Here is a 22,714-nt window from a genome sequence, read left to right as displayed (position 1 = left end):
ATCCTTGCCGCACAGCTCGATGACCTGGGCGCACTGGTTCAGGTTGCCGGTGGCTTCTTTGACGGCGAAGGCCTCGGGCACGGGTCCACGATCATCTTGAGGTGCGCGGGCAGCAGGTTGAGCCCGGTGCGGCCCGGCACGTTGTAGATGACGAAGGGCATGGAGGCTTCGGCGGCGATGGCCTTGAAGTGCTCCACCAGACCCTGCGGCGTGGGTTTGTTGTAGTAGGGCGTGATCTGGAGCGCGGCGTCGGCCCCGGCCGCCTTGGCCATCTTGGTCAGCTCGATGGCCTCGCGGGTGCTGTTGGAGCCCGCGCCGGCCACGACCGGGACACGGCCTTTGACCTGGTCGACGCAGATCTTGATGATGCGGCCCTGTTCCTCGTGGCTCATGGTCGCGGCTTCGCCGGTGGTGCCGCAGGGCACCAGGCCGTCGATGCCCTGCTCGATCTGCCATTCAATGAAGTCGCGGTAGGTGGCTTCATCCACCTGACCGTCCTTGAACGGCGTCGAGAGGGCGGTGATAGCTCCTCGAAGTTGCATGGTCTTCTCCCCTTGCAGTGTTGGAATTGACCGGCGCGGGCCGCTATCTGAAAAGCGCGCTCACATCCGGATTGTCAACGTATTGATCGCCGAGCGGCAGGGACGCCGTGGTGGCCGCGTCCTTGGATTTCCAGGCGGATTTCCCGGAGCGGTCGGGCCAGGCGAAGAGCCGGACCTCGCTCAGCGTCCGTCCCCTGTCGTAGGGGCGGACCCACAGGCAGCGCATGTCGGATTCGAGCCGTCCGTCCACTCCGGAGCCCCAGCCGCTGCCCAGCAGGATGTCGGGCACGGCGTCCGCATGTTGCGCCAGGTATTCCCGCTCGGCCGTCCATCCCCAGTCGGAGAGGGCGACGACGAGACGGGCGTTCTTGCGCTCCGCCCGGATGGTCCGGGAGAGCTTCTCGACCAGGTCCTCGGGCGGGGATTCCTGCCCGGCCCTGAGCGGGGGCAGGCGGAGAAAGGCCACCACATCGCCTCCGGAGGTGGTCACCAGGGTGACCGGCTCCTCGCGCGCCGTCTTGAAGCCCGGTCCGGGGGATGCTTCCGCCCGGGCCAGGGCCTTGGCCTCGTCCTCGGTCAGCAGACCGAGATCATATTTCATCAAATCAAACGCCTTTGCAAGGGCCTTTGTCGCCGCCGGGGCTGGCGGAGCCTCATCGGGATGGAGAAACTCCCAGGCGCCTGCGAGGAGCAGGCGCTGGGAGTCCGTCTTGTAAACGTCGAAAAGATACGTGGCCCGCCGGGCCACGCCGCCGAGAGTACGCCCGCCTCAAGAGGGGCAGGGCTTGATGACGCCGTAGGTGTTGGCCGAATAGAGGAGAGTCAACACCGGCTGCTTCGCCCCGGCCTGGAGAGGGAAGAGCGAGAGGATGGCCAGAAGCAGGCAGGGGAGAAGCCGGCGCATGCTAATCGTTGATGTACTCTTTCAGCTCTTTGCCCGGGCGGAAGAAGGGAAGTTTCTTCGACCGGACCTGGACCACGCTGCCGGTCTTGGGATTGCGGCCGGTGTATCCTTCGTAGTCCTTGATCTTGAAGCTGCCGAAGCCCCTGATCTCGACCCGGTCGCCACGCAGCAGGGCTTCCTTGACGGAATCGACGAAGGCGCCGACCACCTTGGTAGCCTCATCCACGTGCATTTTCTTCTGTTCCGACAGAGCCTTGATCAATTCGCTCTTGTTCATGGTATTCCCCCTGAAACATTGCGTTGCCCGCAGCCCGCATTGGCGGGGTGCGGGGGAACAAAGTGGAGTCACGTTTTAAATTCTTACTAACTATGCCAAAAATTGGCTCTTTTCGTCAACCTCTTATTTGTTTTTTTCACATGAGGACGAAATCCCGCAAAATGGGGCGTTCGACGATCCTTTCCCGGTTGTCTTCGCGGTAGCGCATGAGCCGCCGGGCCAAGCTGTTGATATCCTTGCTGGCCCTTGCTTCCGGGGCGAACTTGAGCAGCGGCGTCTGCCGCCGGACGGACTCCACAAGGGTACGATCCTGGTGGATATAGCCGAGGCTGCTCAGCGTAATGTTCAAAAAGTTTTTGCAGGTCATGGCCAGCCGTTCGAAGGTCTGCTTGGCCTCGGCGGCCGAGGTGGCCTGGTTGACCAGGATGAGGAAGTCACGGATGCGGTGCTGGGTGACCAGGACTTTTATCATGGCGTAGCTGTCGGTCAGGGACGTGGGCTCGGGCGTGACCACCACGATGCGCAACTGCGTCATGGCCGCGAAGGACAGCACAGTGCTGCTGATGCCCGCGCCGAGGTCGAGCATGAGGTAGTCGTACTCGCCCGCCAGGTTGACGAGCTTTTTGAACAGGATGTCCTGCATGTCCTCGTCCATCTCCACCAATTCGGGCACGCCGCTGGTGGCCGGGAGCATGTCGAAGCCGTCCTCGATGGAGACCAGCACGTCCTCGGCGTCCACCCCCTGGCGGAGCAGGTCCTGCAGGTTGCGCTCGGGCGAGATGCCGAGCAGGACGTCCAGGTTGGCGAGGCCTAGGTCGCAGTCCATGAGCATGGCCGTCATGCCCGCGTTGTGCAGGGCGTAGCCGAGGTTGAGCACGATGTTGGTCTTGCCGACACCGCCCTTGCCGCTCATGATGGAGAGGCTCAATGTCTTGTTGGTATTCATATCCTGTCTCCGTTACTTCCCGCCGAACAGGAATTGCTTTTCATGCGCCTGAACCAGGGTGTCGTTGGGCACGCTGTCGAGGAAGGGCAGCTTCGAGATCCTGACCTGGTCCTTGCCCGCCGCCTTGGCCTCGTAGAGCGCTTCGTCGGCCAGGTTGATCAATTCCTTGTCGGTGATGTCGGCCATGCCCTTGAAGCAGGTCAGCCCCACGGAGCAGGTGACCGAAAACGTCTTGCCGCTCGCGGGGTCATGGAATTCCAGCATCCTGAATTCGCTCAGGAAACGGTTCAGCATCCGTTGCGCCTTGACCAGCCCGGTGCCCGCCATGATCAGGGCGAATTCCTCGCCGCCGAAGCGGGCGGCCAGGTCGTAACGCCGGGTCGTGGCGCGAAGCTTTTCCGCAAAACCGGCCAGAACCGCGTCGCCAACGGTGTGGCCGTAGGTGTCGTTGACGGCCTTGAAGTTGTCGAGGTCGAAAATGGCCAGGGATAGCGGGGTCTGGCTCCGGCGGCTGCGCTCGACCTCCACGTCCAGGACGCGGTCGAAGGCGCGGCGGTTGGCCAGCCCGGTGAGCGGATCGTGATCGGTCTGATAGGCCAGCCGCTCCAGGGTTTCCTGGAACCGTTTGAGGTGGGGGAAGGCGTCGCCGTCGATGGGCAGGCTGAGCCAACTGCGCAGGTCGTGGCGTTCGCAGATGTCCTTCCATTCCTCCGGGGTGACCCCGTGAAAGAGGCGGAAGACCCAGACCGAGGAGCCGTTGTCCTCCCCGCCGACCTGGCGCAGCTCCTGCTGGAGCATTTCCAGTTCGGAGGCGAGTTCCCGCTCCGGGAAATTAGTGTCTGTTTCCTTTGGCATGTACGTAGAGTAGGTGGTTTCGGATCATTTCGTCCAGGTCCCCGTCAAGGAACGCGTCCACATTGCCGGTCTCGCTGCCCGAGCGGTGGTCTTTGACCAGCCGGTAGGGTTGCAGGGTGTAGGTCCTGATCTGGCTGCCCCAGGCGATGGCGTCTTTGGACTCGTAGTCCTGGCGGCGGCTTTCCTCGATCTTCTGCAGCTCCATTTCGTAAAGGCGGGCCTTGACGATGCGCAGGGCCGTCGCCTTGTTGCGGTGCTGGGACTTCTCGTTCTGGCACTGGGCCACGATGCCGGTGGGGATGTGCGTGATGCGCACGGCCGAACTGGTCTTGTTGACGCTCTGGCCGCCGGGGCCGCTGGAGCGGAAAGTGTCGATGCGAAGGTCCTCGTCCTTGACCTCGATCTCGATGTCCTCGTCCATGTCCGGGTACACGTCCACCGAGGCGAAGGAGGTGTGGCGGCGGCCCGAGGAGTCGAAGGGCGAGATGCGGATCAGCCGGTGCACCCCCGCCTCGCCCTTGAGCAGGCCGTAGGCGTAGAGTCCCTCCACCTGGAGGGTGACGGACTTGATGCCGGCCTCGTCGCCCTGCTGGAAGTCGAGCTGGGAGGCCTTGAACCCCTTGCGCTCGGCGTAGCGGGTGTACATGCGCAGGAGCATCTCGGCCCAGTCCTGGGACTCGACGCCGCCCGCGCCGGGGTGGATTTCGAGGATGGCGTTGTTCTTGTCGTGCTCGAAGGTGAACATGGTGGCCAGCTCGGTGGTGCCGAGCCGGGAACGGAAGGTCTCCACCTGGGCATCCAGGGCCGTGAGGGATTCCTCGGACGGGTCTTCCTGGGCCAGCTCCAGCCACGCGTCCAGGTCGTCCTTGGCCTCAAGCAGGCTCTCGTACATTTCGAGCTTGCTCGTAAGCTGGCTCTTCTCCTTGAGCACGGGGGTCAGGCTCTCGGGCTTGTCCCATGCGCCGGGGCGGGAGAGCTCCTCTTCTATGGCCGCGAGTCGGGCCCTGATTTCGTCATAGTCAAAGACGCCTCCACAGCGACTCGAAATTGTCCAAGAGTTGCGAGGAGATGGCTTTGAGTTCCGGATGTTCAAGCATTGGATGAAGTTTCCTTTGTTCGTTTGCGATGCGAGAGGAGAATACCCGCAAACCCCAAAATGGTCAGCAAATAAATGCCGCGGCCGATGAGGTGGTAATTGTCATGAAAGAAGGTGGTGTCCCGGCGCGGAGCGATTTTCATGCTCAGGGTCTCGGCCCTGAACTGGTCCGTACGCATGAGGACGCGACCGGCGGGGTCGATGAAGGCGGAGATGCCGGTGTTGGTGGAGCGCACGAGCCAGCGGCCCTGCTCCACGGCGCGCATGGCGGTCAGGTCGAGGTGCTGGCCCGGGGCCGAGGTGTCGCCGAACCAGGCGTCGTTGCTGATGTTGATGATGGCCTGGGCCCCGCGCTCCACCTGCTGCTGCGCCAGCTCCGGGAAGATGGCCTCGTAGCAGATGAGCATGCCGAGCGGCACGCCCTTGATGACCAGGGGCTTATTGTCCGTGCCGGGAACGAAGTTGCCCGCCGCCTGGACCAACTGATCGAAGGGAATGAATGACTTGAGTGGCATGTATTCGCCGAACGGGACCAGGTGTTCCTTGTCGTAGGACTGGTTGGTGCGGCCGGTTTCGTCCATGAGCCAGGCCCGGTTCAGGAGCACGTAGTCCTTCTTTTGCAGGTCGATGACCCGGTAGGCCGGGGCCCCGATGATCAGGTGCGTGCCGGTGTCGCGGGCCAGGATTTCGAGCGCGGTGCGAAAGGAGGTGTTCTCCTCTAGGTAGAAGGGCATGGCCGTCTCGGGCCAAACCACCAGTTCGGGGTGGAAGTCGCTCACGGCCCGGAGGGTCAGCTTGGCGTACTTCTCAACGGTCCTGGCCTGGAAGGCCGGAACCCATTTTTCGGCCTGGTCCACGTTGCCCTGGGCGATGGAGACGCCGAAGTCCGCCTTTTCGCCGGACTGGGCGTCCAGGTGAAAATAGCCGAAGCCCAGGACGGCGGCCGCGAGCCCCACGGTCAGGAACAGGGCGGAGCGGTAGGTGGAGGCGAGGAGCCCGGCCACGGCCAGGGCCGCGAACACGCCGGACAGGCCATAGGCCCCGACCAGGGCGGCCCCCTGGATGGCCAGGGGCCAGGGCGCGAAGGCCGAGGCCAGGTTCATCCACGGGAATCCGGTGAAGACCGAGCCGAGCAGCATTTCCAGCGAGGCCCAGGTCAGCCCGGCCAGCAGGCACAGGGGCACGCCCGTGACGCTTTTCCCGGCCAGGTGCAGGCCCAGGCTGAAAAGGCCGTAATAGAGGGCCAGGAACGCGCCCAGGAGCGCGGGGCAGGGCAGGGCCACGTACCAGGGCAGGCCGCCGTAGAACTGGACCGGGATGACCATCCAGTAGAAGCAGCCCACACAGGCGAGCAGCCCGGCCAGCCAGCCGAAGAGAAAGGCCTTCCTGGCCGAGGTGGCGCGCAGGCCGATCCAGGCCAGCCCGACGGGGAAGGCAAGGACGGCGAGCGGAAATTGGAGCACGGGGTTTGCAAACCCGATCCAGGCCCCGAGGGTCGCCAGCAAAACCAGTTTGAGCACGATGATTATTCCAGCGGTTCTATCTTGATGGACCAGACCTGCCGTTCATCCGCCTCAAGTACGGTGAACCGCTTGCCGTCGCAGGTGAAGGATTCGCCCACGCGCGGGATACGCCCGGCCATGGCCGCCAGGAAGCCGCCGATGGAGTCCACGTCGCCGCTTTCCAGCTTGAGGGCGCAGCATTCGCAGACCTCGTCCAGGGGCACGCGGCCGGAGACGATGAACGTGCCGTCGCCCAGGTCCCGGATCTCGTCGGGCCGGTCCTGGTCGTATTCGTCGGCGATTTCGCCCACGATCTCCTCCAGCACGTCCTCCATGGTCACCAGGCCGGAGGTCCCGCCGTATTCGTCGATGACGATGGCCATGTGCAGCTTCTCGCGCTTGAAGGTGGCCAGGACGTCGTCGAGGCGCATGTCCTCGGGCACAAAGTGGACCTGGCGCATGATCTCGGGCACGGGCATGTCCGCGCGGCCCTCGATGAGCGGGTTGAGCAGGTCTTTGGCATGGACCACGCCGATGATGTGGTCCTTGTTTTCCTTGAAGACGGGGATGCGGGAGTGGGCTCCCTGGGTGACGATGGCGTCGGCCACGTCGCGAATGGTGCCGGTAAAATCCACACAGATCATGTCCGTGCGGGGGACCATGATCTCGGAAACCTCTTTCTTGTCGAAATCCAATATGTTGAGAAGCATCGAGACTTCGTCCCGATCAATCTCGCCCTCGGCGCTGGCTTCCAGGATGTGCGATTCCAGTTGTTGCTCGTTGGAGCCGAAAAGTTTTTTGAAAATGGAGGCGATTCGACTGTCAGACCCTTCGTCCAAGACCAGACTCCTTGAAAAGTGTTAACGGCTTTTCGTTTGGGGAAAAGCGCCCGACGGCGCGGGCTCGCATCATATTTGAAATTCTTAGACAGTGGTTGACACCCTGTCAATAGCATCCGTTGGCGGTATTGTTACAATACCCCTTGTTTTTTCAGATGAATCTCAAGGCAGGCCAGGGCCGCCGGGGTGACGCCGGAGATGCGCCCGGCCTGTCCCAGGGTCACGGGGCGGACGGCGGACAGCTTTTCGACCACCTCCCGGGTGAACCCGGCCACGGCCGAATAGTCGAGGTCGGCGGGCAAGGGCACGTCCTCCAGGCGGCGAAACTTGGCCACCAGCTCCTCCTGCTTGACCAGGTAGCCCTCGTAGCGGACCTGGGTCTCGGCCTCGCGCAGCACCTCCTCGTCCATCCCGGCCAGTTCGGGATAGAAAACGGCCAGTTGGCCGATCTCCACCTGCGGCTGGCGGAGCAGGGCGGCCAGCTCCACGGCCTTGCCGGGCACGGCCGCGCCCAGCTCGTTCAGCAGGTCGCGTGTGGGGGCGTCGGGCCGGACGCGGATGGAATGCAGCCCTTCAAGCACGGTGCGCAGCCGGTCCTGCTTGGCGCTGAAAAGTTTCCAGTGGCCGTCGTCCACCAGGCCGAGCTCGCGGCCGATGCCGGTCAGCCGCTCGTCCGCATTGCCCTCGCGCAGGAGCAGCCGGTGCTCGGCCCGGGAGGTGAACATGCGGTAGGGCTCGCGGGTTCCCTTGGTCACCAGGTCGTCCACCAGCACGGCCATGTAGGCCTGGTCGCGCCTGAGCAGGAAGGGCGGACGCCCCGTGAGGGCGCAGGCCGCGTTGACCGCCGCCCACATGCCCTGGGCCGCCGCCTCCTCGTACCCGCTGGTGCCGTTGATTTGCCCGGCCAGGTAGAGCCCCGGCAGGACCTTGGTCTCCAGGGTGGGCAGGAGCTGGGTGGGCGGCGCGAAGTCGTACTCGATGGCGTAGCCGGGCCGCACGATCTGGGCGTTCTCCAGGCCGACCACGGCCCGGACCATCCGCTTCTGCACGTCGAAGGGCAGGCTGGTGGGGATGCCGCTCGGGTACATTTCGGGATGGTCCAGCCCCTCGGGCTCGACGAAAATCTGGTGCCGGTCCTTTTCCGGGAACCGGGCCACCTTGTCCTCGATGGACGGGCAATAGCGCGCGCCCGTGCCCTCGATGACGCCGGTGAACATGGGCGAGCGGTCGAAGCCGGAGCGGATGATCTCGTGCGCCTCGGGGTTGGTGTAGGTCAGCCAGCAGGAGACCTGGGGCATGGGCGCCGAGGTGTTGCGAAAGCTGAAGGGGCGGGGCGGATTGTCGCCAGGCTGCTCCTGCATCTTGCTGAAATCGATGGAGGACTTGAGCAGACGCGGGGTGGTGCCGGTCTTGAGGCGGCCGAGCTCCAGGCCCACGGCCCGCAGGCTGTCGGACAGGGCGTTGGAGGGCGGGTCGCCCATGCGGCCGCTGCCGAAATGGTTGAGGCCCACGTGGACCAGGCCGCGCAGGAAGGTGCCGGTGGTCAGGAGCACGGAGCGGGCCTGGAGGATTTCCCCGAGCTGGGTGCGCACGCCCGCAGCGCGCCCGTCTTCCACGAGCACGGCGTCGGCCATGTCCTGGAAGACCCAGAGGTGGTCCTGGTTGAAGATAGAGCGCTGGACCACGCGCATGTACTCGGCGCGGTCGATCTGGGCGCGGCTGGAGCGCACGGCCGGGCCCTTGCGCGTGTTGAGAACCCGAAACTGGATGCCTGCGGCGTCGGCCCACAGCCCCATCATGCCGCCCAGGGCGTCGATCTCCTTGACCATGTGGCCCTTGGCCAGGCCGCCGATGGCCGGGTTGCAGGAGAGGTGGCCGATGCGCTCGACGTTGATGGTCAGCAGCAGGGTGTCGAGCCCCATGCGGGCGGCGGCCATGGCCGCCTCGCATCCGGCGTGGCCCGCGCCGACCACGATCAGGTCGAACCGTTCGGGGAAACGGGGCTTTTCCTGCATGAGCCCTCCGGGACCGGGCTAGGAGACCAGCATGTCGGCGATGACCTTGGCGTCGCCGATGGCATGCTTGATGGAAGCCGATTCATTGGGCTGGTGCGCGTTGTGGTGCAGGGTGGCCCAGACCACGGCCTGGTAGCCATTGCGGCGCAGGAAGGCTGCCACGGTGCCGCCGCCCACGCCCATGGGACGCGGATTGTTGGCGTAGACGCGGCGCGAGCTCTCCATGACCTTGCGCACGATGGCGCTGTCCGGCGGGGTGACCGGGGCGGCCTGTTCCCACATGACCGGCTCGCAGGAGATGGCCACGCCGTATTCCTTTTCCACCTCGGCCCCGTATTCGCGAATCTTGTCCAGGACCTCGTCCAGCGAGTACTGGGGCATGACGCGGCTGTCCACGTAGAAGACGTCGCGGCCGGGGATGGTGTTGATGTTCTCCACGTTGGCTTCGCGCTTGGTGGGCTGGAAGGTGGAGCGCGGCGGGCTGAAAAGCTGGTCCTCCGCGTCGAACACGGTTTCGAGCTGCTTGAGCTTGAGGATCAGGGCGGCGGCCGGGATCATGGCGTTGACGCCCTGGTCCGGGGTGGAGGCGTGGCACTGCTTGCCCTCGACCACCACCTTGAGCCAGAACATGGATTTTTCGGCGATCTCGACCATCTCGCCGGTGGGTTCGCCCGAGTCGGGCACCAGGAACATGTCGTCCCGGCCGAAGAGGTCCTCGTGGGCGCGGACCAGGTAGTCCAGGCCGAACTCGCTGCCGGTCTCCTCGTCGGCCACGAAGAGCATGCCGAAGTTGATCTCCGGAGTGACGGAGAGGTCGAGCAGCGCCTTGGCCACGAGCAGCGTGGAGACGATGCCCTGCTGGTTGTCTTCGACGCCGCGCCCGTAGAGGGTGTCGCCGTCGCGGACCATGTCGTAGGGATCGGTCTTCCACAGCGCCAGGTCGCCCGGCGGCACGATGTCCATGTGGGAGATGACCCACAGGGTCCTGCTCCGGTCCTTGCCGGGAATCACGGCCGCGACGTTGGGCCGGTAGCCGCAGGGGACCGACTGGTCCGGCGCGGGGTATTCGCGGATGTCCTCGATGCCCAGGGCCTGGAGCCGGTCGAGGAGGTATTCCGCCTTTTCCTTCTCTCCATCGCCGCCGTTCTTCGGCCCCAGGGCCGGAATGGCCGTCAGGGCGCGTTGCAGCTCGACCACGGTTTCGGTCTGCCGGTCCAATTCCTCGAAAAGTACGTTCATGATGCCTCCCGGCTTGGTTTTCTTTGCCGGCCCAGTATGGTGCAAGCGGTTGCAATAGACAACCCGGGGCCAACAAAAAAGGCGGGGACAAGCCCCGCCTCCATATCCGATCTCGTGGTGTCTACCGACCGCGCGCGGCGCGCTTGGAGGCCTTGAGCGGGTTGATCTTGACCTTGCCGCCCTTTTCCACTTCGGCGCGGACGTGGGTGGCGAAATTGCAGACCCCGGCGGCCCACTTGCGAGAGGGCTGGGCGTAGGTGGGGCAGTACTTCTGGTCCTCGAAGTCGACGGCGCGTTCGCAACCTTCACACTTCTCGACAATGGGCTCCAGGACGACGCCCTTGTAGGTCAGGCCCGCATCGGTCTTGACGGCCCCTTCCAGGGATACGGTGTTTTTCTTAGCCATGCTGTTCCTTCCTTTCGTATTGATGCGGCGTGGGCCGACAATGAAATTCGCTTTGGTGCAAGAGCAGATTTCGATAGGCGGCCAGGCCGGGTGTTGTCAAGTTTTTTTGAGAGATTTTTAGGAGTCGCGGACCGAACGGGCCCACTCGGCCGCACGGCGCGCCTCCTCCCGGAGCGATGCCACGTCCAAAGTCTTGAATTCCCCGTAGAGGTAAAGGACCCGCCCGGCGACCATGGTCATGCACACCTCCTTGCCGGTGGTGGCGTAGACCGCGTGGGACACCGGGTCGAACAGGGGAATCAGGTTCGGTTCCGCCAGCTCCAGGGCCACCATGTCGGCCGGGTGGCCCGCCTGGATGCGGCCGAGCTCGGGCCAGCCGATGCACCGGGCCGATCCGCGGGTGGCCATGTCCAGCACGGACGCGGCGTTCACCGCCGAGGCGTCGCCCGCCTGGATCTTGCCCACCAGGGCGGCCAGTCCCATGTCGCGGAACAGGTTGAGCTGGTTGTTGCTCGATGCGCCGTCCGTGCCCAGGCCCACGGTCACCCCGGCGTCGAGGTAGCGCTGGGCCGGGGCCATGCCCGAGGCCAGCTTGAAGTTCGAGGCCGGACAGTGGACCACGCAGGTGTCGGAGTCGGCCACCAGCCCGGTTTCCTCCTCCGAGAGGTCCACGCAGTGGTGCAGCACAGTGCGCGGGGAGAGCAGCCCTTCGTCGCGCAGGATCTCCAGGGGGCGCTTGCCGTACTTTTCCAGGCAGGTGGCCGTCTCCACCGGGGATTCGGCCAGGTGGGTCTGCCAGGGGATGTCCAGGTCGCACGCCAGCTCGAAGCTGGCCGCCAGGTTCTCCGGCGACACGGTGAAGGCCGCGTGGGGCGTCACGGCCGTGCGCACCAGGGGATTGCCCCGGAACCGCTCGTCCAGGCGACGGACAGTGGCCCAGCACGCCTCGGCGTCCGGGAACATGGGGGAGGGGAAATTGAAGAATCCCTCGCCCAGCACGGCCCGGAGTCCGGCGGCCGAAGCGGCCTCGCCGGTGATCTCCTCATGAAAATAGCCGTTGAGGAAGGCGGTGCATCCGGTACGGATGAGCTCGGCGCAGCCGATGCGCGCCCCGATGTCGAGCAGACCCTCGGTGAGCCGGGCCTCCACGGGCCAGATGTGGTCCCGCAGCCAGTCCATGAGGGGCAGGTCGTCGGCAAAGCCCCGGAACAGGGTCATGGGCAGGTGGGTGTGGCCGTTGACCAGCCCCGGCAGGAGCATCTTGCCCGAGAGGTCGAGCCTGGCGTCCGGCTCGTAGCGGCGGTCGAGATCGGCATAGGGGCCCACCTCGGCCACCAGGCCTTCCCGCACGGCCACGCCGCCGTGTTCGAGGGTGGTCCGCTCGTCGTCCTGGGTGACTACCAGGTCGGCCCGGACGAGCAGGTCGCAGCGTCTGGGCCGGGACGAGAGGGGAATTTCCGGGGACATGGATCAGTCCATGGTCTTGATGGTTTCGAAGAGCAGGGAGACCACCTTTTCAACGTTGCCCTTGAAGACCTTGAGGATTTCCTCCCAGGTCACCGGGGCCTCGTCGGTCTTCCAGCAGTCGTAGTCCGTGCTCATGGCCACGCAGCCGTAGGGAATCCCGGCCTCGTTGGCCAGGATGCACTCAGGGGCCACGCTCATGTTGATGACGTCCGCGCCCCAGATGCGGAACATGTTGGATTCCGCACGGGTGGAGAAGCGCGCGCCCTCGATGGTTATTACGGTGCCGGTCTTGTGGTGGGCCAGGCCGAGCTTGTCGCAGCCCGCGTTGAGCAGCGCGCGCAGCTTTTCGTCAAAGGGGTCGGCCATGGCCGTGTGCACCGCGCCGTGGGGCTCGAATTCCTCATGGAAGGAAACGGCGCGCCGCCGGGTGAAGTCGATGAACTGGTCGAGGATGACCAGGTGCCCCCGTTCGATCTCCTCGCGCAGCGACCCGCAGGCCGTGGTGGACAGGATCACGCCGCAGCCCGCGTCCTTGAGGGCCCGGATGTTGGCCCGGTAGTTGACGAAGGTGGGGGGAATGGTGTGCTCGCGGCCGTGGCGGGCCAGCATGACCACCTCCCTGCCCGCGATGGCGCCGGTCTTGAGCGGGGCGGAGGGCTTGCCGTACGGGGTGCATACTTCCACGTCCCGCGCGTCCTTCAGGATGTCGGGATTGTCCAGGCCGCTGCCGCCGATGATGCCGATCTTGGTCATGCGTAAGCTCCGGCGGTTAGTCGATTTCCAGCAGGAAACAGTGCTGCTGCCCGGCCTTGTCCAGAATCTTGGCGCCGTCGAGGAAACCTAGCTGGACCACGAAGCCGCAGCCCACGATGTCGCCGCCCGCCTCGCGCACGAGCTGGAGCATGCCCTCGGCCGTGCCGCCGGTGGCCAGCAGGTCGTCGATGATAAGCACCTTCTCGCCTTCCTTGATGGCGTCCTCGTGCATGCACAGGGTGTCGGTGCCGTATTCCAGGTCGTAGGTGACGCAACGGGTCTTGTAGGGCAGCTTGCCCGGCTTGCGCACCGGGACGAACCCGATGCCCATCTTGTAGGCCAGTGGAGCGCCGAAGATGAAGCCGCGCGCCTCGGCGGCCACGATCTTGGTCGCGCCGGAGTCCTTGAACTTCTCGGCCAGACAGTCCACGGTGTAGCGAAAAGCGTCGGGATCGGAGAGGATCGGCGTGATGTCGAAGAAGACGATGCCTTCCTTGGGGTAGTCGGGAATGTCTCGAATGTAGTCGCGAATGTTCATGGATGCCTCCTGGTGGTGAATACCGGTGATTCATAAGGTTATGCCCGCCATGGTGTCAATGCGGTTGCCACCTTTCGCGGGTTCGGCTAGTGATGGCCCACACGGAGAGGACGACATGCAGCAAGACCCCGGACCCCACCGGGCCAAGAAGAGCCTGGGCCAGAATTTTCTGAAGGACGACAACATCTGCCGCAAGATCGTTGACGCACTGGGACTGGAGCCCGGCGACCGCGTCGTCGAGATCGGCCCGGGGCAGGGGGCCCTGACCCGGTTCATCGCGGACGCGGCCCCGGCCCGGTTCACCGCGGTGGAAAAGGACGACGCCCTGGCCGACCGGCTGGAGGCGGAATTCCCTACTATGGAAATAGTCCGGCAGGACGCCCTGGAATTCCCCTGGGACGAACTGGCCGGGCCGTGCCGGATCGTCGGGAACCTTCCCTACAACGTCGGGTCCAAACTCATCTGGGACATCGTCAGCCGGGCGCGCATGCGCAGGGCCGTGTTCATGGTCCAGCACGAAGTGGCCCTCCGCCTGACTGCCGAGCCGAACGGCAAGGCCTACGGCGGGCTGACCGTATGGGTGCGGAACTTCTGCGCGACCCGCTACCTGTTCAAGGTGCCGCCCACGGTTTTCCACCCCCGGCCCAAGGTGGACTCCGCCGTGGTCCGGTTCGATCCTCTGCCGGCGGAGGAGTGGCCCGTCCACCCGGAGCGGCTCTCCCGGCTCATCAAGCTTCTGTTCCAGCAGCGCCGCAAGCAGCTCGGGACCATACTCAAAAAAGATTGGACGCCCGAAGTGGCGGAGTGGTTCGAGCGGCACGGGATGGACACCCGGTTGCGGCCCGAAAATCTCTCTCCGGAGCAGTTTCGGTCCCTCTCCGGGCACGTTTAGTTCTTTTTTTCACGAAACGCCGTCTTTCCGAGGCGTTGGCGCTGTTCGTTGACGCTCTGGAACGAAAGGGGACGGATGTGACAAAAGGCCGGAAAGCACCAGTTGGCGGGGTTTTTTTCTGTTTTTTGCCGCTACGGGCTGGACACGATGGCAAAGTTCCTTTAAAGCCCAAAAAGGAACTTGGCTGGAAACAAAGCGCATACGCCGGTTGCGGCCGGACGCACTGAACTCAATAGTTTTTCATTTGAGGAGGAAGGACTGATGACTAAGGCTGATTTGATCGTAAAAATCGCGGAGAAGGCCAATCTGACCAAAGCCAATGCGGAGCGCGCCCTGAACGCTTTCCTGGAGACCGTCGAGGCCACTCTGGTCAAGGAAGGCAAGCTGACCCTGACCGGCTTCGGCACCTTCAGCGTCGACAAGCGCAAGGCCCGCGTGGGTCGCAACCCCCGCACCGGCGCCGAGATCAAGATTCCCGCCACCAAGGTGGTCAAGTTCCACCCCGGCAAGGTCCTCAAAGACGCCGTCAAGTAGTCGGGAGGATTACCAATGATCCACGGTGAAACCGTTCATAGCCCGTTGCCTCAGGACCTTCCTTGGTGGCAGCCCGACCATTTCGTCTTCTTCGGTGTTCTCTACATCGTCCTGGGCGTCATCGGCATCGGCCTTGCCTACACCATCTTCAAATCCTGGACTGACTCCAAGTCCGTTCACCACTAGTTCCGAACCCCGACAGGGGACGAGGGCCTGCCGCCGGTGCGGCAGGCCCTTTTGCTGACCTGCGTCCGCCTTGCATTTTTTGCACAAATTCTGTTGCATTTCACGGCGGATGCGGCTATGGATACCTTCCATTTCGCCCGCCAAGCACACCAGTGCTGGTTCACCGAGGAGGTGATTTACTTTGCCCGGCGTATACTTAGACGAAGGCGACAACTTCGACATCTCTCTCCGCCGCTTCAAGAAGCAGGTCGAGAAAGCCGGAATCCTTTCCGAGTTGAAGAAACGTCAGCACTACGAAAAGCCCAGCGTGCAGAAGAAGAAAAAGAAAGCTGCCGCCAAGAAAAGGCTTGCCAAAAAAATCCGCAAGATGCGCGGTGTGTAGCCAATGAGTCTTTCTGAAAGGATCGACAAGGATTACATCGCAGCCTACAAGGCGAAAGAGACGACAAAAGTGGCCGTCTTGAGACATCTCAAGACGGCCATTAAAAATCGTATGGTCGACGAGATGCGCGACGCGCTCTCCGATGACGTCGTGCTCGAACTCATCGCCAAGCAGGTCAAGCAGCGCAAGGACGCCTTTGACCAGTATTCCAAGGCCGGCCGGGACGATCTCGCCCAGGTGGAGGCCGCGGAAATGGTCGAGCTTGAGCAGTACCTGCCCAAGCAGCTCACCGATGACGAGCTTTCGGCCGCCATCGATGCGGTCATCGCGCAGACCGGCGCTTCCGGCATGAAGGACATGGGCAAGGTCATGGGCGCGGTTCTCGCAGCCCACAAGGGCCAGGTCGACGGCAAGCAAGCCAGCGACATGGTCAAGGCCAAGCTCTCCGCCTAACTCTCCAACCATAGTCGACTCGCATGGAGTCAAGAACATTCGAGCTATTGGAATTCCCCAAGGTCCTCGGGGCGCTGGCCGGTTTCGCCGTTTCGGAACCGGGGGCTTCCGCGTGCCGTGGGCTCCGGCCGCTCAACTCCCTTGAAGAGGTCCGCGCGGCCGCCGAGCTCTTCGAGCAGTGCGCCGCCTGGGTCAACGAGACCGGCTTTTCCTTCCCGGCCTTCCCGGAGCTCGACGGGATGTTCGCCTTCCTGAACAACCCCAAGGGCGTCCTGGACCTGGACGACCTTTTCGCCCTCAAGCAGACCCTGGATATCGCGAGCGGCGCCCGCGACTCGCTGCGCCGGTTCGAGAACCGGGGCTGGGACGCGCTCCTGGCCACGCTCTTCGGCTATGACTGGCCGCAGAAGACCGTGTCCGGCATCGGCCGCTGCCTGGACCCGGAAGGCCAGTTGCGCGACGAAAGCTCGCCCGGCCTGCGGGAGGTCCGGGGCGAGATCCGCGCCATCCACCAGCGCTGCACCAAGCGGGTCAAGGACTTCATCCTCCAGGAAAACCTGGCCCAGGCCGTTCAGGACGAGTTCATGACCGTCTCGTCCGACCGTTACGTCCTGCCCCTGAAGGTGAACTACAAGAACAAGATCAAGGGCATCATCCACGACTACTCCCAGACCGGCGAAACCTGCTATTTCGAGCCGCTCTTTCTGGTGGAGACCAACAACCGCCTCCAGGAGCTCAAGCGGCGCGAGCGGGAGGAGGAGTACAAGGTCCTGACCTACCTGACCGGCCTGGTCCGCGACGAACAGCGAGGGCTGGCCGACGCCTACGACGGCCTGGTGGTCCTGGACGTGCTCATGGCCAAGGTCAAGCTCGCCCGGGCCTTCGACGGCCGGGCCATCGAAATCACCGACGGCGGCGAGCCCCGGCTGCGCAAGGCGCGCCATCCGCTCCTGGCCCTGGCCGACGAGTCGGTCCACCCGCTGGACATCCTGCTCAACGAGGGCCAGCGCGCCCTGATCATCAGCGGCGGCAACGCGGGCGGCAAGACGGTCTGCCTCAAGACCCTGGGACTTATCGGGCTGATGGCCCTTTCCGGGCTCCCGGTCCCGGCGGCCGAGGGCAGTTCGCTCCCTCTCTGGGCCAACGTCTTCGTGGTCATGGGCGACGAGCAGTCCCTGGAGGAGAACGTCTCCACCTTCACGGCCCAGATTCACTATTTGAAGCGGGTCTGGGAGCGCATCGACGCGCGGACCCTGTTCATCCTCGACGAATTCGGGGCGGGCACCGATCCCACCCAGGGCGCGGCCTTGGCTCAGGCCGTGGTCGACAGCCTGGTGGAGAAGCGCGCCGTGGCCCTCATCGCCACCCATTTCCCGGCCCTCAAGGCTTACGCCATGGCGGCCAGGGGCGTGCGCGCCGCCAGCGTGCTCTTCGACCCGTCCACCAAAAAACCGCTCTACAAGCTGGCCTACGACCAGGTGGGGGCGTCCATCGCCCTGGACGTGGCCCGGGAGCACGGCCTGCCCGCCGAGGTGCTCGATCGCGCCGAGCGCTACCTGCTCCTGGACGGCTCGGACACCTCCGCCGTTCTCGACCGGCTCAACGCCATGGCTGTGAAGCGGGAGGGCGAGCTGGAAGCCATCGAGGCCGAACGGGCCCGGATGGAAGCCAAGCGCGCCCGGCTGGAGGAGCGGTTCGAGAAGGAGCGCGCCTCCCTGCTGAAGGACCTCCAGTCCAAGGCGCAGACCATCGTTCGCGAGTGGCAGTCCGAACGCGTCGGCCGAAAGGAAACCCGCAAGAAACTCGCCGAGGTGCGCGAGCGGATCGTTGAACTCGGCCCTGAGGTTGAAACCGAGGCCCCAACTTTTTCGATCAAGGATATTGTTCCGGGCCTCAAAGTGTCGTATCCGGCTTGGAACAAGTCCGGCGTGGTCCTTGAAGTCAACGACCGGAAGCGGCAGGCCAAGGTGGACATCGGCGGCGTCGCCATGTGGATCAAGGCAGATCAACTCGCCCCGGCCGAGGGCGGTCCGGACTTCGGCAAGCCCGCGCCACAGGCCCCGGCGGCCCCGGCATCGTCCGGCCCGGCCCTGGAGGTGGACCTGCGCGGCCAGCGGGCGGACATGGCGCTCAGCATGTTGGAGCGCGCCCTGGACGAAGCCCTGCGCAAGGGGGCGGGCCGCCTGGAGATCGTCCACGGGCGGGGCACCGGCGCGCTGCGGCGCGAAGTGCACGATTTTCTGAGCCATTACCCGGCCGTGGAGAGCTTCTCGCTGGCCAACGAGGAGCGGGGCGGGGATGGCATGACCGAAGCGGTCCTCAAATAGCCGGTCGACCGACCGGTACGGAGCTTGGCAATGGACAGGAGTGCCATCGAGGCCGTCAAGGCCCGCGTCAGCATTGCGGAAGTGGTGCGCCGCTATGTTGACCTGAAGCCGGTCTCGGGCCGGTGGATGGGGGCCTGTCCCTTTCACCAGGAGACCAAGCCGTCCATGTCGGTGAACGACGAGGAGGGCTTTTTCTATTGCTTCGGGTGCCAGGCCTCGGGAGACGTCATCGATTTTTACGGCCGGATCAACGGCCTCGACTTCCGCGAGGCCCTTGAGCAGTTGGCCGCCGAGGCCGGGATCGAGCTGGGCAACGTGGCCCCGGACCCGCAGGCCGCGGAGCGCAAGGCGCGCAAGAACCTGCTCATGACCATGCACGACGAGGCCTCGGAGTGGTTCCGGCGCAACCTGCGCATGGCCGCCGGGGAAACGGCCCGTCGCTACCTCTCGAAGCGGGGCATGACCCCGGACGTCATCGAGAAATTCGGCCTGGGCTACAGCCCGGATGACTGGCACGGCCTGCTGAACCACCTGAACAGCCGGGGCCGTACCCCGGACCTGGGCGTGGAGGCCGGGCTGCTCTCGAAAAACGATAAAGGCAACATCTACGACCGGTTCCGTGGAAGACTGATCTTCCCCATCCAAAATTTATCGGGCCGGGTCATTGCTTTTGGCGGCAGAATAATTACAGAGGGAGAACCAAAGTACCTGAACAGCTCGGATACGCCGATCTACAAGAAAGGCGACCACCTGTACGGGTTGCATCTGGCGCGGACCACCATGACCCGTTCCAAGCGGGCCTTGCTGACCGAGGGGTACATGGACGTGATCTCGCTGCATCAGTTCGGCTACACCGACGCCTGCGGTGTCCTGGGCACGGCCCTGACATCGGACCAGGTCAAACGGTTGGCCGGCTTCTGCTCGCGCGTCGATCTTGTTTTCGACGGAGACAACGCGGGCCGTAAAGCCGCGCTCAAAAGCAGCCGAATGATCCTGTTGCAGGGAGTGGCCTGCCGCGCCGTGCTCCTGCCCGACGGCGAGGACGTGGACAGCCTGCTCCAGACCCGCGGCCGGGACGGCTTCGAGGCCTGCCTGGCCGACGCGCCGTCCGGGCTGGATTTTTGTCTGGAGACCCTGCGCGCGCAGTTTGCGCCCAGGGAGATCATGGATTGGGCCAAGTCCTTCATGGCCGAGCTGGCCGATCCGTCGTTGAGGGCGTACTACCTGCCTCGCATCGCGGGCGGGCTCGGGCTTTCCGAGGCCGACTTCCGGCGCGATGCGGGCGTTGCACCAGCGCGGTACGCCGGACAGGGCCAGCAGGGGCGGGGACCGGCGCGAAACGTTCCGCAGGGACAGGGCAGAGGGGCGCAGCCGCGGCCGCGCAACCTGACCGCCTGCGGCAAGGAAGACAAGGACGATCAATATTTTTTGCGGTTCCCCATCCAGTACCCGGACTACGTGCCGGAGCTGGCGAGAAGAGGGTTTGGACAGATCCTCGGGACGCAGTGGGCCCGCGACATCTGGGAAAAGCTGAAACATGCGCAGCAAGGCCACGTCATGAGCCTGCTGAACGAAGAAGAAAAACGCTTTTACATCCGATGCCGCGAGGAGATGCGGGAAAACGTACTTTCCGGCAGCGAACTACTGGACGAATGGGAACACATCTGTAATAAAATCGCGTTTGGACAGCAGAAACAGGATCGGCAGCAGCTCAAAGAGGCCCTGCGTGAAGCGCAGATCAGCGGAGACAGCCGACGAATCGACGAATGTTTTCGGGCCTTGGAAGAATCTCTCAGGAGGGACGATGAGCAACATTAAGGAAATCCAACAAATCAAAACCCTGATCTCCGAGGGCAAGAAACGCGGATTCCTGACGTACGAAGAGTTGAGCAAGGCACTGCCTTCCGACTATAATACACCGGAACAACTTGAAGAAATCCAGTCCATCTTCGACCAGATGGGCATCGCCCTGGTGGACGAGGACGAAGACGTCAAGGACATCGATCCCGACAAGGACGATCTCGATCTCACGGACGACAAGGACGACGACAGCGCCGACTACGCCTCGCGCAGCACCGACCCGGTGCGCATGTACCTGCGCGAGATGGGTGCCGTGCCCCTGCTCGACCGCGAGGGCGAGGTCGTCATCGCCAAGAAGATCGAGAACGGCGAGATGGAGGTCCTGTACTCCCTGGTGGAGGTCCCAGTGGCCGTGGAGGAGCTCGTCGTCGTGGGCGACGACCTGCGCGACGGCCGCGTCAAGCTCAAGGACGTCGTCAAGACCATCGAGGAGGACGATCCCAGCGAGGACGAGATGAACCAGCGCCAGCGGGTCATCTTTCTGCTCGACGAGGTCAAGAAGCTCTACAAGAAAAAGAGGAAGATCTACGAGAAGCTGGACTACTGCGCCCAGACGGACAAGCGCGTGGCGGGCGTCCAAAAGGACATCCTCGGCTACAAGGACGAGGTGGTCAACCGGCTGCGCGACATCAAGCTCGAAAAGACGCTCATCGACCGCGTCATCGAGACGGTCAACGACTACGTCCGCCAGATGCACAACTGCCAGCGCGACCTCTCGGCCTACGTCCTGTCCGTGGGGCAGACCAAGGCCGAGATCGAGGTGCTGTTCAAGAAGGTGGACGACCGCGAGATCAATCCCGTGGTGGCCGCCGACACCCTGGGCATGACCGTGGAGGAGTTCTTCTCCTTCAAGGAAATGCTCGCGGGCAAGCTGGAGATCATGCATCGGCTCCAGGAGAAGTGCTGCCACTCGGTCCACGACCTGGAAGAGGTGCTGTGGCGCATCAAGCGCGGCAATGAGTCCGCCATGCGCGCCAAGCAGGAGCTCATCCGGGCCAACCTGCGCCTCGTCGTGTCCATCGCCAAGAAGTACACCAACCGCGGCCTCCAGTTCCTGGACCTGATCCAGGAGGGCAACATCGGCCTGATGAAGGCCGTGGACAAGTTCGAATACCAGCGCGGCTACAAGTTCTCGACCTACGCCACCTGGTGGATTCGCCAGGCCATCACCCGCGCCATCGCGGACCAGGCCCGGACCATCCGCATCCCGGTGCACATGATCGAGACCATCAACAAGCTCATCCGCACCTCGCGTTACCTGGTGCAGGAGCTGGGCCGCGACCCGTCTCCCGAGGAAATCGCCGAGCGCATGGACTATCCGCTGGAGAAGGTCAAGAAGGTGCTCAAAATCGCCAAGGAACCCATTTCCCTCGAAACCCCCATCGGTGACGAGGAGGATTCGAGCCTGGGCGATTTCATCGAGGACAAGAAGGCCGCCGCGCCCGCCGAGGAGGTGGTCTCCACCAAGCTGAGCGAGCAGATCGCCTCGGTCCTCTCCGACCTGACCCCGCGCGAGGAACAGGTCCTGCGCAAGCGGTTCGGCATCGGCGAGAAGTCCGACCACACCCTCGAAGAGGTGGGCAAGCTCTTCAACGTCACCCGCGAGCGCATCCGCCAGATCGAGGCCAAGGCCCTGCGCAAGCTGCGCCATCCGGTGCGCAGCGCGCTGCTTCGGTCCTACTTCGAAAACTAGACTCGACCGGGGGCCGGGAGGAACATTCCTCCCGGCCCCTTTTCATTTTTCACCATGGAACAATACTTCCTCGCCTTTTTCATTCCGGCCGCCGCCATGCTCCTGGACTCCCTGTTCGGGGACCCGCGCGGCCTGCCGCACCCGGTTCGCTGGATCGGCAAGGGGCTCGACCTGTACGAGGCCTCGGCCCGCAGGGTGGGCTTCAACCTGCGCGCCGCGGGCTGGACGGCCGTGGTCCTCTTCGGGGCCGGGGCCTTGCTCCTGGCCGAAATCCTGATGGCCATCCCGTACGTCGGCGTCCTCATCGCCGTGTACCTGGCCTATGCCGGGCTGGCCATGGGCTGCCTGGTGCGCGAGGCCCGGCAGGTGGCCGCACGCCTGGACGACGGCGACCTGGACGGCGCGCGCAGGGCCCTGTCCATGCTCGTCAGCCGCGACACTTCGGTCCTGGACGCACAGGGCGTCCGCCGGACCCTGGCCGAAACCGTGAGCGAGAACCTCAACGACGGCTTCGTGGCCCCGATGTTCTATCTGGCGATCTTCGGCCCCGGCGGCATGTGGGCCTACAAGGCGGTCAGCACCATGGACTCCATGTGGGGCTACCGCACCGAACGCTTCCGCGACCTGGGGCGCGGCGCGGCCAGGACTGACGACGTCCTGGCCTGGATTCCGGCCCGGATCACGGCCTGGGCCCTGCTGATCACCGGCAGGATGCGCGGCCTGGACTACCGCGCGGCCAGGGCGAACTTAGCCGCCGACGCCATGAAGATGGAGAGCCCCAACGCGGGCTGGCCCATGGCGGCCGCCGCGTGGCTCATGGACGCGGGCATGGGCGGCCGGGCCGTGTATTTCGGAAAGGTGAAGGAGAAGCCGGTGCTCGGCCCGGGAGAAAAGCCCTGGGACCGGGCGAAAATCCGCGCCCTGATCGCCCTGTGCAAGGTTTCCGGCCACCGGGCGGGGTGGGTGTTCATCCTGCTGTTCGGATGGCTCCGGATTGCTTTTTAGGCG

23 protein-coding genes and 1 pseudogene are annotated in these 22,714 nt (G+C 64.3%); 9 read left to right on the top strand and 15 right to left on the bottom strand.

Going from position 1 to position 22,714, the window contains the following annotated elements; genetic code table 11:
- The 15 genes and pseudogenes from dapA to PHP91_RS07880 form a co-directional block, all read right to left on the bottom strand.
- Positions 1-542: pseudogene (gene dapA / locus PHP91_RS07950) on the bottom strand (4-hydroxy-tetrahydrodipicolinate synthase); the annotation flags it as partial.
- 43 nt (positions 543-585) lie between these two features.
- Complete coding sequence (locus tag PHP91_RS07945) at positions 586-1,143, bottom strand: hypothetical protein (RefSeq protein ID WP_300139343.1); 558 nt, start codon at positions 1,141-1,143, stop codon at positions 586-588.
- Between the two features lie 168 nt (positions 1,144-1,311).
- The gene (locus PHP91_RS07940; protein ID WP_300139341.1) at positions 1,312-1,446 is read right to left on the bottom strand and encodes a hypothetical protein; all 135 of its coding nucleotides are present in this window, start codon (positions 1,444-1,446) and stop codon (positions 1,312-1,314) included.
- A 1-nt stretch (position 1,447) separates the two neighbouring features.
- Positions 1,448-1,756 carry an HU family DNA-binding protein gene (locus PHP91_RS07935; RefSeq protein WP_300139347.1) on the bottom strand — a complete coding sequence of 103 codons (309 nt, stop codon included), beginning with the start codon at positions 1,754-1,756 and terminating at the stop codon, positions 1,448-1,450.
- Between the two features lie 103 nt (positions 1,757-1,859).
- Complete coding sequence (locus PHP91_RS07930) at positions 1,860-2,669, bottom strand: MinD/ParA family protein (protein ID WP_300139339.1); 810 nt, start codon at positions 2,667-2,669, stop codon at positions 1,860-1,862.
- Positions 2,670-2,681: 12 nt separating this feature from the next.
- Positions 2,682-3,524, bottom strand: coding sequence for a GGDEF domain-containing protein (locus PHP91_RS07925; RefSeq protein ID WP_300139337.1), 843 nt, complete (start codon positions 3,522-3,524; stop codon positions 2,682-2,684).
- A protein-coding gene (prfB, locus tag PHP91_RS07920) for a peptide chain release factor 2 (protein WP_300139336.1) occupies positions 3,502-4,621 on the bottom strand; the annotation gives its coding sequence in 2 pieces (ribosomal slippage) (positions 3,502-4,545 and positions 4,547-4,621; 1,119 coding nt in all). Before prfB ends, PHP91_RS07925 begins: the two co-directional genes overlap by 23 nt.
- Positions 4,614-6,140 carry an apolipoprotein N-acyltransferase gene (gene lnt, locus PHP91_RS07915; protein WP_300139334.1) on the bottom strand — a complete coding sequence of 509 codons (1,527 nt, stop codon included), beginning with the start codon at positions 6,138-6,140 and terminating at the stop codon, positions 4,614-4,616. Before lnt ends, prfB begins: the two co-directional genes overlap by 8 nt.
- A gap of 5 nt (positions 6,141-6,145) precedes the next feature.
- Complete coding sequence (locus PHP91_RS07910; protein WP_300139332.1) at positions 6,146-6,961, bottom strand: hemolysin family protein; 816 nt, start codon at positions 6,959-6,961, stop codon at positions 6,146-6,148.
- 131 nt (positions 6,962-7,092) lie between these two features.
- A complete protein-coding gene (gene mnmG / locus PHP91_RS07905) occupies positions 7,093-8,976 on the bottom strand; it encodes a tRNA uridine-5-carboxymethylaminomethyl(34) synthesis enzyme MnmG (protein WP_300139330.1) in 1,884 nt (627 codons plus the stop codon).
- An 18-nt stretch (positions 8,977-8,994) separates the two neighbouring features.
- Positions 8,995-10,215, bottom strand: coding sequence for a M20 family metallo-hydrolase (locus PHP91_RS07900; RefSeq protein ID WP_300139328.1), 1,221 nt, complete (start codon positions 10,213-10,215; stop codon positions 8,995-8,997).
- Positions 10,216-10,336: 121 nt separating this feature from the next.
- The gene (locus tag PHP91_RS07895; protein ID WP_300139326.1) at positions 10,337-10,621 is read right to left on the bottom strand and encodes a PxxKW family cysteine-rich protein; all 285 of its coding nucleotides are present in this window, start codon (positions 10,619-10,621) and stop codon (positions 10,337-10,339) included.
- Between the two features lie 117 nt (positions 10,622-10,738).
- The gene (locus tag PHP91_RS07890; RefSeq protein WP_300139325.1) at positions 10,739-12,088 is read right to left on the bottom strand and encodes an amidohydrolase; all 1,350 of its coding nucleotides are present in this window, start codon (positions 12,086-12,088) and stop codon (positions 10,739-10,741) included.
- Positions 12,089-12,091: 3 nt separating this feature from the next.
- On the bottom strand, positions 12,092-12,841 hold the full coding sequence (gene mtnP, locus PHP91_RS07885) for an S-methyl-5'-thioadenosine phosphorylase (protein ID WP_300139323.1): 750 nt from the start codon (positions 12,839-12,841) through the stop codon (positions 12,092-12,094).
- A gap of 16 nt (positions 12,842-12,857) precedes the next feature.
- Positions 12,858-13,379 carry an adenine phosphoribosyltransferase gene (locus PHP91_RS07880; RefSeq protein WP_300139321.1) on the bottom strand — a complete coding sequence of 174 codons (522 nt, stop codon included), beginning with the start codon at positions 13,377-13,379 and terminating at the stop codon, positions 12,858-12,860.
- A gap of 115 nt (positions 13,380-13,494) precedes the next feature.
- On the opposite strand from PHP91_RS07880, the gene rsmA reads away from it, so the two are divergent.
- The 9 genes from rsmA to cbiB all read left to right on the top strand — a co-directional run bounded on the left by rsmA (position 13,495) and on the right by cbiB (position 22,711).
- The gene (gene rsmA / locus PHP91_RS07875; RefSeq protein WP_300139319.1) at positions 13,495-14,271 is read left to right on the top strand and encodes a 16S rRNA (adenine(1518)-N(6)/adenine(1519)-N(6))-dimethyltransferase RsmA; all 777 of its coding nucleotides are present in this window, start codon (positions 13,495-13,497) and stop codon (positions 14,269-14,271) included.
- 261 nt (positions 14,272-14,532) lie between these two features.
- Positions 14,533-14,805, top strand: a complete 273-nt coding sequence (locus tag PHP91_RS07870) for an HU family DNA-binding protein (RefSeq protein ID WP_300139317.1) — start codon at positions 14,533-14,535, stop codon at positions 14,803-14,805.
- A gap of 15 nt (positions 14,806-14,820) precedes the next feature.
- Positions 14,821-14,991 carry a hypothetical protein gene (locus PHP91_RS07865; RefSeq protein ID WP_300139315.1) on the top strand — a complete coding sequence of 57 codons (171 nt, stop codon included), beginning with the start codon at positions 14,821-14,823 and terminating at the stop codon, positions 14,989-14,991.
- Positions 14,992-15,172: 181 nt separating this feature from the next.
- The gene (gene rpsU / locus PHP91_RS07860) at positions 15,173-15,373 is read left to right on the top strand and encodes a 30S ribosomal protein S21 (protein WP_300139313.1); all 201 of its coding nucleotides are present in this window, start codon (positions 15,173-15,175) and stop codon (positions 15,371-15,373) included.
- A 3-nt stretch (positions 15,374-15,376) separates the two neighbouring features.
- Positions 15,377-15,826, top strand: a complete 450-nt coding sequence (locus PHP91_RS07855; protein WP_300139311.1) for a GatB/YqeY domain-containing protein — start codon at positions 15,377-15,379, stop codon at positions 15,824-15,826.
- Positions 15,827-15,849: 23 nt separating this feature from the next.
- Positions 15,850-18,153 carry a Smr/MutS family protein gene (locus PHP91_RS07850; RefSeq protein ID WP_300139309.1) on the top strand — a complete coding sequence of 768 codons (2,304 nt, stop codon included), beginning with the start codon at positions 15,850-15,852 and terminating at the stop codon, positions 18,151-18,153.
- 30 nt (positions 18,154-18,183) lie between these two features.
- Complete coding sequence (gene dnaG / locus PHP91_RS07845) at positions 18,184-19,971, top strand: DNA primase (RefSeq protein WP_300139307.1); 1,788 nt, start codon at positions 18,184-18,186, stop codon at positions 19,969-19,971.
- Positions 19,958-21,706 carry an RNA polymerase sigma factor RpoD gene (rpoD, locus tag PHP91_RS07840; RefSeq protein WP_300139305.1) on the top strand — a complete coding sequence of 583 codons (1,749 nt, stop codon included), beginning with the start codon at positions 19,958-19,960 and terminating at the stop codon, positions 21,704-21,706. Before dnaG ends, rpoD begins: the two co-directional genes overlap by 14 nt.
- 54 nt (positions 21,707-21,760) lie before the next feature.
- Entirely contained in the window at positions 21,761-22,711 is a 951-nt protein-coding gene (gene cbiB / locus PHP91_RS07835) for an adenosylcobinamide-phosphate synthase CbiB (RefSeq protein ID WP_300139303.1), read from the top strand.
- Positions 22,712-22,714 lie beyond the last annotated feature (3 nt).

It is taken from the genome of Pseudodesulfovibrio sp., from assembly GCF_028692895.1.
Classification (GTDB): domain Bacteria; phylum Desulfobacterota; class Desulfovibrionia; order Desulfovibrionales; family Desulfovibrionaceae; genus Pseudodesulfovibrio.
Note: the sequence above shows the minus strand (reverse complement) of the source record. Positions and strands in the feature narration are given on the sequence as shown.